Origin of the sequence: Edaphobacter paludis, assembly GCF_039993895.1 — a bacterium.
In the GTDB taxonomy this organism is placed as follows: domain Bacteria; phylum Acidobacteriota; class Terriglobia; order Terriglobales; family Acidobacteriaceae; genus Edaphobacter; species Edaphobacter paludis.
The window spans coordinates 2055887-2069363 of record NZ_CP121194.1 but is presented as its reverse complement, the minus strand read 5'-3'; the positions used below and the strand labels follow the sequence as shown (position 1 = coordinate 2069363).

Here is a 13477-nt window from a genome sequence, read left to right as displayed (position 1 = left end):
TTAAGAGTGTCGAACCTCGGCTGAGACATGTTCTCTAACCAGACTCAGGAAGAGTTGGTGGACTCGTGTGTCGGCGCTTAGCTCAGGGTGGAAGGTGGCGGCCAGCAGATGCCCTTGGCGGACGAGGACGGGAAAGCCGTCACGTTCGGCGAGTATTTCAACCGTTGGCTCAGCTCGGGTGATGCGCGGCGCGCGGATGAAGACCATCTCCAGCGGGCCGCCTTCGAGTTTGGTAGGAGCGTTGAGGATGGTGGAGTCGATCTGGCGGCCGTAGGCGTTGCGCTCGACGGTGATGTCGAGAACAGCCAGGGATTTTTGCGAGGGATTTTCTACACGCTTCGCCAGCAGAATGGCTCCGGCGCAGGTGCCGAAAGTGGGAGTGGTTTCTACGAAGGATTGCAAAGCAACGAGGAAGCCATCGCGCTCGAGGAACTTGAGAAAGGTAGTGGACTCGCCGCCCGGGATGATAAGGCCGTCGAGTTCTTTGAGCTCGGATGGGTTGCGGATGAGCTTTGCCGTTACGCCGAGCGACTCGAGGGCTCTGGCGTGGGCTTCGAAGGCCCCCTGTAGCGCAAGGACGCCGATGATGATGTCTTTGGGCATGGTTGATTCAATCTTATCTGAGAGGTTTGGTGTCCTGCCGGTGCTGCGACGATGGTTAAAGGAAATAGTGACGGATAAGGCAACCGCGCTACACCATTCGGGGAATACCGGGGTGAAGGGCGGCGCGATATATCAAAGGAATGCGAGTTGCTGGGGTTGGAGTGTGGTTGGGAGCGTTGACGCTGCTCACGGGTTTGCATGCCTGGGGTACGGTAACGCCTCGGGCGAATCCAGAGCCCGAGGCGGCCGGAAAGATTATCACGGCGAATCGAACCGATGATGCGAGGACGATGCGCGAGAGTCTTCGCCGGGATGTTGCGCGGCATCCGGACGACTTCATCGTCTTTGCGACTGGGGCCGGAGCAGAGAGGTTTTTTACTGAGCATCGCGACGATGAAGAGATCGAGAGGGATGCGAAGGTAAGAGCGCGGGGAATCGTGGGGTATTGGCAGGGGAAGACGATTGTGGTTCTGCCGGTCGCAGTTCTAGCCACGCAGTATTAGCTGCTGCTTACGCTTAGGCGAGCTTTTCGCCGAAGCGAAGAAGGTTGCCATCGGGATCGCTGACCATGAACTCGTTCATCTTCCACTCGCGGGGTTCGAGCGGGGAGAGGATTTCGACCCCGGCGGCGCGGAACTCGGCTTCAAGGGTGGCTGTCGTGCCTGAGTCGAGATAGAAGTAGACACCGCAGGGGTTGTGGCGCTCAATGAGGTCTGGTGCCTTGCGGAGGTGAATCTCAAGGCCGTCGCGAGTGAGGAACGCGTAGCCGTCTCCATCCTGATAGGGCGTGCAGGAGAAGCCGAGGAGATGGTAGTAATCCATGGAGCGCCGGAGATTGTGGCTCGGAAGAATGGGTGCGATGCTGGCAATCCGGATATCTGACATAGAGAATATTTTAGTGCCGGTACGGATGAGTTTTGTCGCGGGGCTATTCGACAAAACGGGATATTAATGCAAATCAGTTTTCTCAAGACCACTAGCTGAAGCAAATGCACATCCTATGGTTGTGTCTAGAGTGAGGGAATCATTTATGGTTAGCAATTTGAAAATGTATGCACGGGTAGCTGTATTTGCAATATGCGCAGCATCCTTCAGCATGGGGCCTGCATTAGCAAGCGCTTCAGCGCAGGAACACGACAACCACTATCAGAGCCAGGACCACAACCAGAACAACCAGCGCGACTGGTCGAATAACTCGTCCTATCAGATGGGGCAACGGGAAGCGGCGCAAGACCGGCAACACAACAAGCAGCGCAAGCACAGGCATCACTACAAAAACGATGAGGATCGTCAGGCTTATAACGCTGGGTATCAGAATGCCTGGAGCCACGATTCCGATCAGGATCATCGCCACTAAAGACAGGATGTGCTGACAGAATTGTCACACTCTTGGTTGCTATAGTCGCTAACACCTGAAGTGCAAGAGCAGGGCGCCCCGCAAAGGGCGCCCTGCTCTTCTGGCAGATTAACTTTGATTGCCTCATCTCCCATCCAACCTATAGCATCCAAAACATTCAAAGAGTTCACTTCACTCTCAAACGGTAGAGCGGACCTGGAAGGGAATCGCGACGTCAGTATTGTAGAACCTATATCAAGGGCATTTCGGAAATGGCGGGTTCTTGCCTGACACATGTGACAAATCATTTTGTGGTTTACGCCAATCGAGAAAACAAATTAGGCCGGGGCTAGCAGGCGCAGCAAAAAAAACCCCACAACTCCGGCAAAGAAGACCAGAGCCATCTTAATGCCCGGTTCATGATTGACCTCTGGCACCAGATCGGTCGCCGCCACATAAATCGTCACCCCAGCTGCCAGCGGCAATCCGGCCCGCACGAGAGACGGCTCCAGATTGATGACGAGAACACCAACGACAGTCGTAGCGCCAAGAAACATCGCGGAGTTCAGTGCTGCGCGTCGTCCCTGGCCACCCGCCATCATCACGCTGGCTACAGTAAATCCTTCAGGCAACTTATGCAGGAACACCGCGAAGAAGAGCACCCAGCCCAGCCACTCCGATACGACGAACCCTGAGCCAATAGCAACGCCATCAAAGAAGGTATGCGTCGCCAGCCCCAGCAGCACGGAATAGCTGGTCTTCGCCGAAAGAAATTCGTGCTTGTGGGTCTCTTCGCCAAAGTGAAAATGTGGGACCAGGGAATGCTCCAGCAGGTGCACTCCACAGTAGCCAATCAGGATCAGTGCAGGGGCCCACTTCGCATTGACTGCCATGCCCTCCGGCACCATCTCCAGCAGTGCCGCGGCAAGCATAAAGCCCGCGCCAAGTGCCACGAAATAGCGTAGCGACTTAGAGGTGGGCGACCGCCGGACGAGTAGAATCCCGCCAAGGTAATCTGCCAGCCCGGCCACCAATCCGAGCCCTAGACTCAACCATAGCCTCGGCATCGCTACTGAATATGGCGAAGCTGCACAGCATCGCCATCCTTTGCCGGGCCCACTGGCTGTCCGGAGATTTCAATCTTCATATCAGCTTGATTTTACCCGTCTCAGGCCACTGTGCCTCGCGAGCCAGAAAGAGCACCACGCCAAGGCCGCATAACAGCACAAAACCTTCGAGGCGTTCGGATCGGCTATGCAGCCGCTCGAAGTCCTGGCGCGCCGGACTCGTCATCGCAACACCGTCGATCTCTCCACCGGCAAGGACGCGGTCCTGTTCCATCGCCGGAAGAATACTGAATTGCGAGTACGCTGTAATGGCCAGCATCACCAGTGTCAACGCAGTCTCTACCGCAAATCCCGCTCGTGCCGGAACCTCGGCGCGCAGCCACAGAATTCCGGTCGAGACGCAGAACACACACCCGCCAATCAGTCCGATCTCGTGCAGGATGCGCAACGTCGCGCCAACGACGAGACCAGCCTCATGCGGACTCGCCAGCTTTTGAAATGCGACCGGCGCTAGAACAAAGGCGAAGAAGATAAGCCCCCCCACCCAGGCGACCATCGCCAGCATTCGCAATCCTCTAAGTATCTTCTCGATCATTAAGCGTAGTCCCGTCCAATCAATCGCCGAATCCGCTCGGGAATTGGCGGGTGCGTCGAAAACAAATTTGCAAAACCGCCGCTACCCAGCAAGGGTGCGACGATAAACAAGTGCGCCGTCGACGGAGATGCCTGCATCGGAATCCGCTTCGAATAAGCATCGAGCTTTTGCAGCGCCCGCGCCAGGGCGTACGGATTGCCGGTCAGATGCGCTCCCGTGGCGTCGGCTTCGTACTCCCGCGAGCGCGAGATAGCCAGTTGAATCAGTGTCGCCGCAATGGGCGCAAGAATCAGCATCAATAAACTGCTGAGTCCGCCGCCACGCTCTCGGCTGTCGCGGTCTCCATAGCCGCCAAAGAGGGAAGCCCAATACCCCATGCGGGCGATCATCGTAATGGCTCCCGCAAGCGTTGCTGCGATGGAGCTGGTGAGGATATCCCGGTTGCGCACATGGCCAAGTTCATGCGCCAGCACGCCCTCCAGTTCTTCGTCATCCAGCAATTCCAGAATGCCATGCGTCACGGCTACGGATGCATGTTGCGGATTTCGCCCTGTGGCAAAGGCGTTTGGTGATTCGGTAGGCAGCACGTAAATCTTTGGCATGGGTAGACCCTGCTTTGCCGTCAACCGCTCTACAACTTCATAAGCCCGTGGCAACTCGGCGCGGGTCACAGGCTGGGCCCTGTACATGGCCAACGCCAGTTTGTCCGAGTAGAAATAGGTACCAAAATTGAACACCACCGACAGCGCGAATGCCAGCAGCATTCCGTTTCGTCCGCCGATACGCTCTCCAACGAACAGCAGAAAGAGTGTAAGAACTACCAGCAGCAGTGTCGATTTGAATGTATTCATTGGTCAGTACCTCTATAGAACAGGCCCGTCAATCTTAGACGCACTGCCGCCAGGTTCGCTGCGCAGGAGAGCGCGGCGCAGCACGACCTCGAGCGCGGACTTCTGCTCGGCGTATTCAGCGTCGGTCAGGCGCCCCTGTAACTTGTCTGCCTCCAGGGCAAACAACTCTTCCTTCAGTGCCGCAAGGGAAGCGTTTGGTCCCGCAGGCGCTATCGGCGCAGCTCCAGCGTAGGCAGGCTTCGCAGGATTGCCTTTCAGCATGATTCCCGCGCCAGCAGCCATCGCCAATCCCAGGCCGCCCAGAATCCACCACTTATACTTCGCCCAAGGATCGTCGTTGCCGGTCGGGTCGATAGGATTTCCCAAACCGCCACCAGGGCGCGTGTCCGCCGCCGCAGTGGATTGTGGCGCGGCTGCAGGCTGGCCGGAGTCTCCCGAAGTAGCCGCAGCCTCTGTGTCCCGTGGAAGCTGACCGCTTCCTGACAAGGTGAAATCAAGTGCCTGCGATGGAGTTACATTGCGCGCCACGTATGTCTGGGCCGTAGTCTCTTCGGTCACCGGCGCGTAAGACGTAGAAGAGCCGCCCGCGAAGGTCATGCTCTTCGGCATCATGATCGCAACGGTGTCCGTCGGCATGGTCACGCGCGGCGCAAATTTGAAGGTTCCACTGTAGGGCAAGCTGTAGGTAATCTGAAACCGCGTCTCGCCTGGCCGGATGGGAAAGATAAATGCATAGTGGTTCGGGTCTCCCAGTGGCATCGGGGAAGCTTTCACTGGCATACTCCCCGGGCCAAGCGCTGCCGATCCTTCGACAATCGCACCTGCAGGAAGATAGAACTCGAAGGACTTCGGGCTGAACTGTGTCCGCGGCGGATTGGAGTCGTTCTTAATGAAGAAGTTCTCGACCACGTCGAGTTTTTTGCCGCTCGCATCGGTCTGGACGCGCATGACGTCGGCTTCGCCGGTGACTCCAGCTACCTTGGCGGCGGCGTTGTAGACTTCGACCTCGACGGACTGCGTTCCCGGAGGCGCCGGGCGGAAGTAGGCTGCCTTGTCATGGGTCACCCGCACCAAATGCATTCCGGCATTGGGAACCTCCAGCGTGAATCGGCCCCGCGAGTCGGTCTTTGTCCGCGCTGCCTCCTGCATCCCCTGGGCAAGCTGGATGAGCACAACATCGTCGCCGGCGGCGGGCTTGTTGGTCGTCTTGTTGATCACAGTGCCGGTGATGGACTCGGCGACGGCAAAACCGGAGATTGCGACAAACAGCGTAGCAATTCCTGCAACACGTTTCAGGTTTCGAGTGGAGAAGGTCACAGGTTGAGTTTACGTCAAACTCATTGGTATGACCCGGATGGAGCTTACAGAGGATAAGCACTTACAGCCGAGCCCTGTCATGTTACGTCTGATAACACATATTATGTATACTTGCCGTTGCCAGGTAGCTCTTGGTGGCTACCCTTTCAAGTAAAACCAGAGATTCTCGCCGTATGTTTCACAATAAAAATATAGAGGAGGACTTCGCTTCAGTGAACGTGCCGGGCGGTAGATGTGCCTAAGCCCCGGCCAGTCCTCCTCCGCCGGTATTGCTTTGGTACTATCGACTGAGTCCTCCTCCCGAGAATCCATGCGAATTGTTCAAGCTGTCTTTGGCGTCTTTCATCACTTCGAGCTTGCTCGCGAACTCGAACGCCGCGGACACCTCGAAGTCATCTACTCCACCTGGCCCTGGGCGCGGCTGAAGCGCGAAGGCCTCCACCACGCCAAAGTAAAGACCTTCCCCTGGCTCCATACCTCGGAGATGCTCCTACTCCGTTCAGGACTCGATGCGTACTGGCTCCGCGACCAGATCGGCTATGCCAATGCGCTCGCCTTCGATGAGTGGACCCTCCGCCGCATTCCTCCTTGCGACGCCTTCATCGCCATCTCCGGTGCCGGACTCAAGACCGGACGGCTCGTCCAGCAGCGCGGCGGCAAATTCATCTGCGACCGGGGCTCGTCGCACCAGCGCTATCAGGAAAAGCTAGTCGCCGACGAATACCGTCGCTGGGGTGTCAATCTACCGATCTCCGACATCCGCGACACCCTCCGCGAGGAGCAGATCTACGAAGCAGCGGACGCCATCACCGTCCCTTCGCGCTTCGCCGCCCGATCTTTCATCGAAAGCGGCATCCCTGCGGAGAAGCTCCGCGTCATCCCCTACGGCGTCCGGCTCGAACGCTTCACCCGCACCGGCGAGCCGCCAGCCGACCAGTTCCAGGTCCTCTTCGCCGGCTCCGTCGGCCTCCGCAAGGGATTTCCCTACCTCCTAGAAGCCTTCGCCAAACTCCGCCATCCCGCAAAACGCCTGCGCGTAGCCGGAACGGTCCATCCCGATCTCAAGACCGTGCTCGACCGTCTCCCTCGCGAAAATGTGGAATTTCTAGGCTCCGTCAAGCAGGACGTGCTGGCCAAACTCATGAGCACCAGCCACGTCATGGTCCTTCCCAGCCTCGAAGAGGGCCTCGCCCTCGTGCAAGGTCAAGCGCTGGCCTGCGGCTGCCCCGTCCTCTGCTCCACCAACACCGGCGGCGAAGACCTATTTACGGACAGCGTCGAAGGCTTTATCGTTCCTATCCGCGATGTCTCCGCCCTCACCGAAAGAATGCAGCAGCTGGCCGACGATCCCGCTTTACAAGCAAGAATGAGCGAAGCTGCCCTGCGCCGTGTCCAGAGCATCGGCGGCTGGGGCGACTACGGCAACCAATGGGAGGCAGTTCTTAAAGACCTCATTGCGGGCCATCCATCTGCAAATCGCCCTGAACCGATTCCACAAAAGCTATAACCAAGATCCCTCGCTGCAGGCGTAGGATCTTTTATCTGTGGAAGCACACTAGCTTCCGCCACCCACAAAATGGACCACTTCCAGCCGATCCTCAGCCGCCACACCCGTCTGCGGCCAGGCACTGCGAGGAACGATCTGGCCATTATGTTCCACCGCCACGCGATCTCCCTGCAGCCCAAGTTCGGCGATCACCAGATCGAGGCTCGCTGGCTGTGAAAGAGCGTCAAAGGTGCGGGATTGGCCATTGAGAACAAGCGTAAGAGACATAGCTCTTCCAGAGTAGCAAACCTGCGCCATGACTTCCCTGCGCCTAATGAGCCCGCACTCTGCTCGCCATCCATGACTTCAGCCGCTGACTTACCGGAACAATTTCCTCACACTCGGAGAAAACACATCGGTTGAGACGCATCAAAATATCCAAAGCTTCGACATCGGCTTTCGTCGACGGTTCATGAATCAGCGCCAGGCGCGAATCCAGCAGGTACTCTATCGCCCGTCCCAGTTTTTCAAGCGCCTGCCCCTGCGTCTGGCTTGGGCGCCGACGGATCACCCGCTTCGGCGTCGCCGGCTCACGAAACACATCGGTCCGTACCATCTGGGCCGAATCCGGAAAGGGTGCAGTAATGGACATGCCAATCGATCCTCCGTCAGAGTCTTCATCGGCATCATCATTCGCGACTTTAGCCTGAGACTCGTCCGGCAACTAGGATTGTTGTCCCTGCGCCTCCGCTGGTCAATAAAAATCAAGCGGTGTAACAACTGCGGTGTCCCATAATGGCACAGCCCGCAGGCCACCTTGCCTTCGTTCCGCGTTACATACGTTCAGGCGCCTCAATCCCGAGATATCCCAGGGCGCGAACCATCTCGCGCTGCGCGACGGCGGCCGTGGCCAGCAACAGCGCCTTGCGAGTGGGATCTGTCTCCTTCAGCACATGGTGGCGATGGTAGAAGTTGTTGAACTGCTGCGCCAGTTGGAAGGCGTATTTGGCCAGATAGGCAGGCTCTGCCGTAGCGATGCCTTGCTCGATCATCAAAGTCAGCTTCGAGGCCAGCAGCCAGGTCTCCCACAGGCTGGTTCCCTCTTCGCTGTCAAGGATCGCGCAGAGATCGAGCCGCGCAATCGCGGCCAGCGAATCCTCTGCCGTAGTGTCCCCCTTGCGAAAGATGTTGGCGGCACGCACGATGGCGTACTGCACATAAGGCCCGGTCTCGCCCTCAAAGCTCAACGCATCTTTGAAGTCAAAGGCAATCACAGTATTTCGCGTGAAGCGAAGCATGAAATACCGCAGTGCGCCGACGCCGATCTGGGTGGCAATGGTACGCCGCGCCTCAGGTTCAAGCTCAGGATGCCGCGTATCGACCTCCGCCTGCGCAGCAGCGATCAACTGGTCCAGCAGATCATCGGCTTTCACGCCGAAGCCCTTCCGTCCGCTCACCTCGATATAGGATTTCGCGCGGTCTTCGTCGCTGATGGTGTAACCAAGCTCCATCGCGCAGCGTGGAGTGAGCGCAACCATCTCATAGCTGAAGTGGGTGTAGCGATCGGCGGCATCGGTAAAGCCCATGCCCCGCAGCGCCTGCACCACGTTATTCTGCGGATCGTTCTGCCGCGAATCGATCACGTTATAAATTGCATCTGCTTTGCCAAAGACCGGATGGCTGGGATCGCTCGCCCCATCTGTAGAGATCCAGCAGGTATGCGTCGGATACTCGTGGAACTTCACATAACCGAAGTCCTTGCCCGGAAGCAGACCGAACTTCCAAAGATGATAGGCGATGTCCTTGCCAACATAAGTGACAGTCCCGTTCGAGCGGACGATGACCTTGGCATCTTCGTCGGTAGCTTCGGCATCAACCTCTGAGCTTGCCCGGCGCATCACCATGCAGCCCTTGTTCTTGCCTTCAGTCTCCTCGTAGAGCACGCCTTTGGCGATCATCAGCTCGCGCGCAGCGTCCCAGAAATGAAGGTGCAGAATCTCACTCTCTCGCGGTAGAAAATCATATTCAATGCTGAGCCGCTCCATCGTCTCCAGATGCCGGTGAAGAACCGCCGTAGAAATCAGATCGGCAATAGCAGCAGTCTCATTGCCGCCCGCCTCAAGCGCATGAAGCGTGTCCAGCCGAAGCTGCTTGCGCGCCGCTAGTTGCGCCGGGTCTGCTGTATACCACTGCGAGACCCGTGCATAGAGGTCCCAGCAATAAAAGTCGATACGCTCGCCGCGACTGGCGAGGTCGGCAAGCAGTTCGCGAGTACTCCCCAGCGTCTTTCCTTCAAGATGAACCAATCCAACCACAACATCTGCAACCTGTACGCCGGTGTTGTCGATGTAGTTCTGGACCCCAACCTCGTAGCCGCGTTTATAGCTGTCCGGGCGAAGCAGCCGCTGAAAGGTATCGCCGAGGATCGCATTGCGAAGATGGCCAATATGCGCGGCTTTATTGGGATTGATGCTGGTATGCTCGACCAGCCGAAAGCCCGGGCCGCCGATATCGGCGTGCTTATCCGCGGCGATGCTTCGGACGACAGCCGTCCGATCCAGTCGAAAGTTGAGATAACCGGCGCCAGCTACCTCTACGCTGGCAACGCCTTCCAGTTCCGGCAGAACTTCCTGCAACTCCGCCACCAGTTCCGCAGCGATGACCCGCGGCGCCTTGCGCAGCCGCTTGGCCAGCTCAAAGGCCACCGGCAGGGCCACTTCGCCGAGAGCGATATTCGGGGGCTGCTCAATGGCTAAACTGGCGATCGTAACGTCGTATTTTGCAAGCAGAATGGCCTGGAGACGGGCCAGCAAGGACTGTTGAATTGTGCGATACATGCTTCAGGTTCACCGCTTAAAGAAGAGTTATGGGTCTTCATTGAGTCTACTTGACTCTCAATGTCGAGAGCCGGATACCCATTGATGCAGCGGTTTGTTTTTTGGCCATTCCGCGGCGAAGTAAAGGAATCTGCTGCTTGGGGAGCCTTACACCATGGAAGCTGTCCTGAGTTCAGCAGACATCCCTTGACACCCTTGATACAATTAATTCAGAACAAAAAACAGAAGGTCCGGCATCGCGCCGGACCTTTTCATTTAAGACGGTTCCAGGGAAGCTATACCCAAAACATTGTCATTCTTCGCCAGAGGCGGAGAATCTGCGTTTTTTCTTACGGTAGAAGTCCAGACTTAACGTATTTAGATCGAATACTTTAGGACTTAAGTACAGGTGGGGGGACCTGAAGAATCAGTTCATGGAAGTTCGGTAGGCAGCGTCTCAATCTCTTCAAGCAATGGCTTGTGATTGTGGATCTTGAAGCGATGGATGAGGAAGATCAGGCCGCCTGCTCCGGTAATGGACACGAGCAACCAGGCGTGAATGGCCAGGCCAAAGACGGCGGCTGGAGCGTGCGGAGTTCCGTGGCTGGCCAGTGCTGATTTCACGGCCCACTCAAAGGTGCCGATGGCGCCAGGTGAACTGGGCAGCATGTAGGAGAGATTTGCAAAGGAGACTGCCTCCCACGGGCCGAGGACATCCGTGCTGAGGCCGACGAGATGGATGGCGGTGAGGAAGATCATCCCTTCACAGATCCAGATGGTGAAGCTTTGCAGTAGCAGAAAGAGGTTACCGGCAATTCCCTGCTGACGGAGTGTATCTACAGCAAGGAGAAGCCAGTGTTCTAGTTTCTGGACGAACTTGTTCGCTGGAAGCTTTGCGAAGATGCGGCGAAGGGGGGCTTCAAGGTGCGCGGCTCCGAGCATAAAGATAAGAAGACCGACGACGGAGATAAGGACTGCAATGTCAGCACCGTGACGGATTTTAACCGGAAGATCGCGCCCCATGGTGGCGATGAAGATAAGACCCACAACAAAGACATCCAGAAGCTTTTCAAGAATGACGGTACTGAGAATGACGGATGGCGAAGCGCCCAGGTCCGGCGCGTAAGTGAAGATGCGCATCACATCGCCGATGCGAAATGGCAGAATATTATTGGCCGCGAGCGAAGTCATCAGCACGCGCGCGCAGACGGTAAAGCGGGCGCCTGTCGAACGCATCATCCGTGTCCAGCGGACGCAGCGGAGCGTATAGCTGGCCAGCGTAAAACCCAGCACGCCCAGAATCCAGACAGGGTGCGCAAGACGTAAGGCGCGAATTTGCGAAAAGGAGATTCCCTTGAACGTGTACCAAAGAAAAAAAGCGCTGATAAGAAGGCCGGGGACGACCTTCACAAGATTGCGACCGCCGGTTGACGAACTCATGCGGGGACAAGTTCCCCATTGAAAGTAACGAATCCAAAAGCGAGTGATTTAGGCATAGGCACTTTCATTGTACCGTCGCTATCGCCTCAATCTCTCGAAATCTCGCCGTTGTGCAACAGATCAAGCCACGATTAAGAGAAACAAGGCCGCGAGAATAGCCTGCTATTTAAACTGTAATTTCCAGATGGGAGCAGGCACGCTTGGCAACGACTTCGACATTCCCAATTCCCTCCCCTTTTTCACCGAAAGTTATTCGTAAACCCGAACTTCGCTTCGCCAGCATCTTAGTCACCCTTCTGACCGCCGCGGTCCTTCTGATACATGGTTATCATCCTTACGCCGAGGACGGCGGCCTATACATGGCCGGCATCAAGCGACTGCTCGATCCCGCGCTCTATCCCCATGATCCGGGGTTTGTGACCGGCCATCTGCGTTTCTCACTCTTTGCGCCAATGGTGGCCGCACTCGTTCGCCAATCGCATCTTGGATTGCCGGTTGTACTTCTGTTGCTGCATCTCGCAAGCGTCTGGCTGGTTCTGTTCGCTGCCTATCTACTGGCGGCAAGATGTTATGACTCAGTCGAGGCGCGCATGGGGGCGGTCTCGTTGGTGGCGACGTGGATCACGCTACCAATTGCCGGAACATCGCTCATGCTGATGGACCCCTACGTCACAGCGAGAAGCCTCTCGACGCCCTGCGTATTATTCGCGCTGGTCGGCATGATCGATTTTCTTTCCTCCGCAACCCAGCTGAGAAATCGGCTGCGTGGATTGGCATTGTGCGGCGCATCGTTGGTCTGCGCAGCGGCAATGCATCCATTGATGGCCGCCTACGGGTTTGGCTGCGTGCTGGTGTTGGGTTGCGTGCTGTCCCCAATTCGCCGGGTCCGCCTCTGGGGAACAATAGTGCTGTGCCTGACCGCATTCGGAGTAGCGTCGGCAATACAGGCACTCTCTCCACCCGCAGATACGATCTACCGGCAGGTAGCGACGACGCGCTTCTACTGGTTCCTCGCGGCCTGGCATTGGTATGAGCTGCTCGGGCTTGCCGCTCCGTTAATAATTCTCTCGATCGTTGGCTTCAGAGTCTGTCCAGAGACTGTCGCTGCGCGAAGAGCACTTGCACGCATGTCAGTGATATGCGGCGTTGTAGCCGTGGCGGTTGCGCTGCTCTTTGCAAGGCCGGAGTCAGCGACCCTCGCGGTTGCCCGACTCCAGCCGCTGCGAATCTTTCAAATTGTCTACATCGTCATGATTCTGGCAGTGGGCGCAGCGCTCGCGGAATGGCTCCTACAACGCCACCTTTGGCGATGGGCCATCATTTTTTCCGTGCTGTCCGGAATCATGTTCACCGCCGAGCGACGAACCTTTGCCAACTCCGCGCATCTCGAACTGCCATGGAAGACCTCTCAGAACCAATGGGAGCAGGCATTCCTGTGGATCAAACAAAATACGCCGAAGACAGCCTTCTTCGCGCTCGATGCGCATTACATTACGGCACCAGGCGAGGATGCACAATGTTTCCGCGCAATCGCCGAACGAAGCGCATTGCCGGACTACTCCAAAGATGGAGGAGAGGCTTCCATCACCCCGCAATTGACCTCCGCCTGGCAGACCGGGGAGATCGTTCAAGCAAGGATCAACACTGAATCCGACGCACAAAGGACCGCCGCGCTAAAACCGCTGGGCGTGACCTGGGTTGTGCTGAAGCGAGAAGCGATCACAGAGTTCCCTTGTGCCTACACCAATGCGGAGGTCAAAGTCTGCCGCCTGCCCTGACCCGTTCGCTGGTCCGGGATGAGACCTCCCTCCACAATTTGCTCGCCTAAATGTGCTAACTTTGTAATGTGGTTTGAGAGCGTAGCTCAGTTGGTAGAGCATCGCCCTTTTAAGGCGTTGGTCCTGGGTTCGAGCCCCAGCGCTCTCACCATAAATTCAATAATTTGCAGCCCAATATTGAAGTTGTT

14 protein-coding genes and 1 tRNA gene are annotated in these 13477 nt (G+C 57.0%); 5 read left to right on the top strand and 10 right to left on the bottom strand.

Features of this window, described 5'->3' with window-relative positions:
* Positions 1-603, bottom strand: a complete 603-nt coding sequence (gene pdxT, locus P4G45_RS08480; RefSeq protein ID WP_348266043.1) for a pyridoxal 5'-phosphate synthase glutaminase subunit PdxT — start codon at positions 601-603, stop codon at positions 1-3.
* A gap of 140 nt (positions 604-743) precedes the next feature.
* Here pdxT and P4G45_RS08475 point away from each other — a divergent pair, with 140 nt between their 5' ends.
* Positions 744-1106 (top strand): hypothetical protein, encoded by a 363-nt coding sequence (locus P4G45_RS08475; protein ID WP_348266042.1) that lies wholly within the window; start codon positions 744-746, stop codon positions 1104-1106.
* A gap of 13 nt (positions 1107-1119) precedes the next feature.
* Here the strand turns inward: P4G45_RS08475 and P4G45_RS08470 are convergent, their stop codons facing one another.
* Positions 1120-1488, bottom strand: coding sequence for a VOC family protein (locus tag P4G45_RS08470; RefSeq protein ID WP_348266041.1), 369 nt, complete (start codon positions 1486-1488; stop codon positions 1120-1122).
* Positions 1489-1699: 211 nt separating this feature from the next.
* Between P4G45_RS08470 and P4G45_RS08465 the strand changes: the two genes are divergently transcribed.
* Positions 1700-1960 (top strand): hypothetical protein, encoded by a 261-nt coding sequence (locus P4G45_RS08465; RefSeq protein WP_348266040.1) that lies wholly within the window; start codon positions 1700-1702, stop codon positions 1958-1960.
* Positions 1961-2277: 317 nt separating this feature from the next.
* Here the strand turns inward: P4G45_RS08465 and P4G45_RS08460 are convergent, their stop codons facing one another.
* From P4G45_RS08460 to P4G45_RS08445, 4 genes are all read right to left on the bottom strand, one after another.
* Positions 2278-2991 (bottom strand): ZIP family metal transporter, encoded by a 714-nt coding sequence (locus P4G45_RS08460; RefSeq protein ID WP_348266039.1) that lies wholly within the window; start codon positions 2989-2991, stop codon positions 2278-2280.
* Positions 2992-3082: 91 nt separating this feature from the next.
* Entirely contained in the window at positions 3083-3571 is a 489-nt protein-coding gene (locus P4G45_RS08455; RefSeq protein ID WP_348266038.1) for a DUF4149 domain-containing protein, read from the bottom strand.
* 29 nt (positions 3572-3600) lie between these two features.
* Positions 3601-4452 (bottom strand): zinc metalloprotease HtpX, encoded by an 852-nt coding sequence (locus P4G45_RS08450; protein ID WP_348266037.1) that lies wholly within the window; start codon positions 4450-4452, stop codon positions 3601-3603.
* A gap of 12 nt (positions 4453-4464) precedes the next feature.
* Entirely contained in the window at positions 4465-5769 is a 1305-nt protein-coding gene (locus P4G45_RS08445) for a carboxypeptidase regulatory-like domain-containing protein (RefSeq protein ID WP_348266036.1), read from the bottom strand.
* A 310-nt stretch (positions 5770-6079) separates the two neighbouring features.
* On the opposite strand from P4G45_RS08445, the gene P4G45_RS08440 reads away from it, so the two are divergent.
* Positions 6080-7276 carry a glycosyltransferase family 4 protein gene (locus P4G45_RS08440; protein ID WP_348266035.1) on the top strand — a complete coding sequence of 399 codons (1197 nt, stop codon included), beginning with the start codon at positions 6080-6082 and terminating at the stop codon, positions 7274-7276.
* 48 nt (positions 7277-7324) lie between these two features.
* Here P4G45_RS08440 and thiS read toward each other — a convergent pair whose 3' ends face one another.
* From thiS to P4G45_RS08420, 4 genes are all read right to left on the bottom strand, one after another.
* Entirely contained in the window at positions 7325-7543 is a 219-nt protein-coding gene (gene thiS, locus P4G45_RS08435; RefSeq protein ID WP_348266034.1) for a sulfur carrier protein ThiS, read from the bottom strand.
* A gap of 43 nt (positions 7544-7586) precedes the next feature.
* Positions 7587-7907 carry a hypothetical protein gene (locus P4G45_RS08430; RefSeq protein ID WP_348266033.1) on the bottom strand — a complete coding sequence of 107 codons (321 nt, stop codon included), beginning with the start codon at positions 7905-7907 and terminating at the stop codon, positions 7587-7589.
* 181 nt (positions 7908-8088) lie between these two features.
* The gene (locus P4G45_RS08425; RefSeq protein WP_348266032.1) at positions 8089-10092 is read right to left on the bottom strand and encodes a DALR anticodon-binding domain-containing protein; all 2004 of its coding nucleotides are present in this window, start codon (positions 10090-10092) and stop codon (positions 8089-8091) included.
* A gap of 411 nt (positions 10093-10503) precedes the next feature.
* On the bottom strand, positions 10504-11511 hold the full coding sequence (locus tag P4G45_RS08420; RefSeq protein ID WP_348266031.1) for a lysylphosphatidylglycerol synthase transmembrane domain-containing protein: 1008 nt from the start codon (positions 11509-11511) through the stop codon (positions 10504-10506).
* Between the two features lie 200 nt (positions 11512-11711).
* Between P4G45_RS08420 and P4G45_RS08415 the strand changes: the two genes are divergently transcribed.
* Entirely contained in the window at positions 11712-13289 is a 1578-nt protein-coding gene (locus P4G45_RS08415; RefSeq protein WP_348266030.1) for a hypothetical protein, read from the top strand.
* 75 nt (positions 13290-13364) lie between these two features.
* A tRNA-Lys gene (locus tag P4G45_RS08410) sits at positions 13365-13440 on the top strand.
* Positions 13441-13477: the final 37 nt, after the last annotated feature.

Coding starts and splice junctions, on each gene's coding strand:
- P4G45_RS08475 (WP_348266042.1), top strand. CDS start 744: ATGCGAGTTGCTGGGGTTGGAGTGTGGTTGGGAGCGTTGACGCTGCTC.
- P4G45_RS08440 (WP_348266035.1), top strand. CDS start 6,080: ATGCGAATTGTTCAAGCTGTCTTTGGCGTCTTTCATCACTTCGAGCTT.
- P4G45_RS08420 (WP_348266031.1), bottom strand. CDS start 11,511: ATGAGTTCGTCAACCGGCGGTCGCAATCTTGTGAAGGTCGTCCCCGGC.
- P4G45_RS08470 (WP_348266041.1), bottom strand. CDS start 1,488: ATGTCAGATATCCGGATTGCCAGCATCGCACCCATTCTTCCGAGCCAC.
- pdxT (WP_348266043.1), bottom strand. CDS start 603: ATGCCCAAAGACATCATCATCGGCGTCCTTGCGCTACAGGGGGCCTTC.
- P4G45_RS08425 (WP_348266032.1), bottom strand. CDS start 10,092: ATGTATCGCACAATTCAACAGTCCTTGCTGGCCCGTCTCCAGGCCATT.
- P4G45_RS08450 (WP_348266037.1), bottom strand. CDS start 4,452: ATGAATACATTCAAATCGACACTGCTGCTGGTAGTTCTTACACTCTTT.
- thiS (WP_348266034.1), bottom strand. CDS start 7,543: ATGTCTCTTACGCTTGTTCTCAATGGCCAATCCCGCACCTTTGACGCT.
- P4G45_RS08455 (WP_348266038.1), bottom strand. CDS start 3,571: ATGCTGGCGATGGTCGCCTGGGTGGGGGGGCTTATCTTCTTCGCCTTT.
- P4G45_RS08430 (WP_348266033.1), bottom strand. CDS start 7,907: ATGTCCATTACTGCACCCTTTCCGGATTCGGCCCAGATGGTACGGACC.
- P4G45_RS08465 (WP_348266040.1), top strand. CDS start 1,700: ATGGGGCCTGCATTAGCAAGCGCTTCAGCGCAGGAACACGACAACCAC.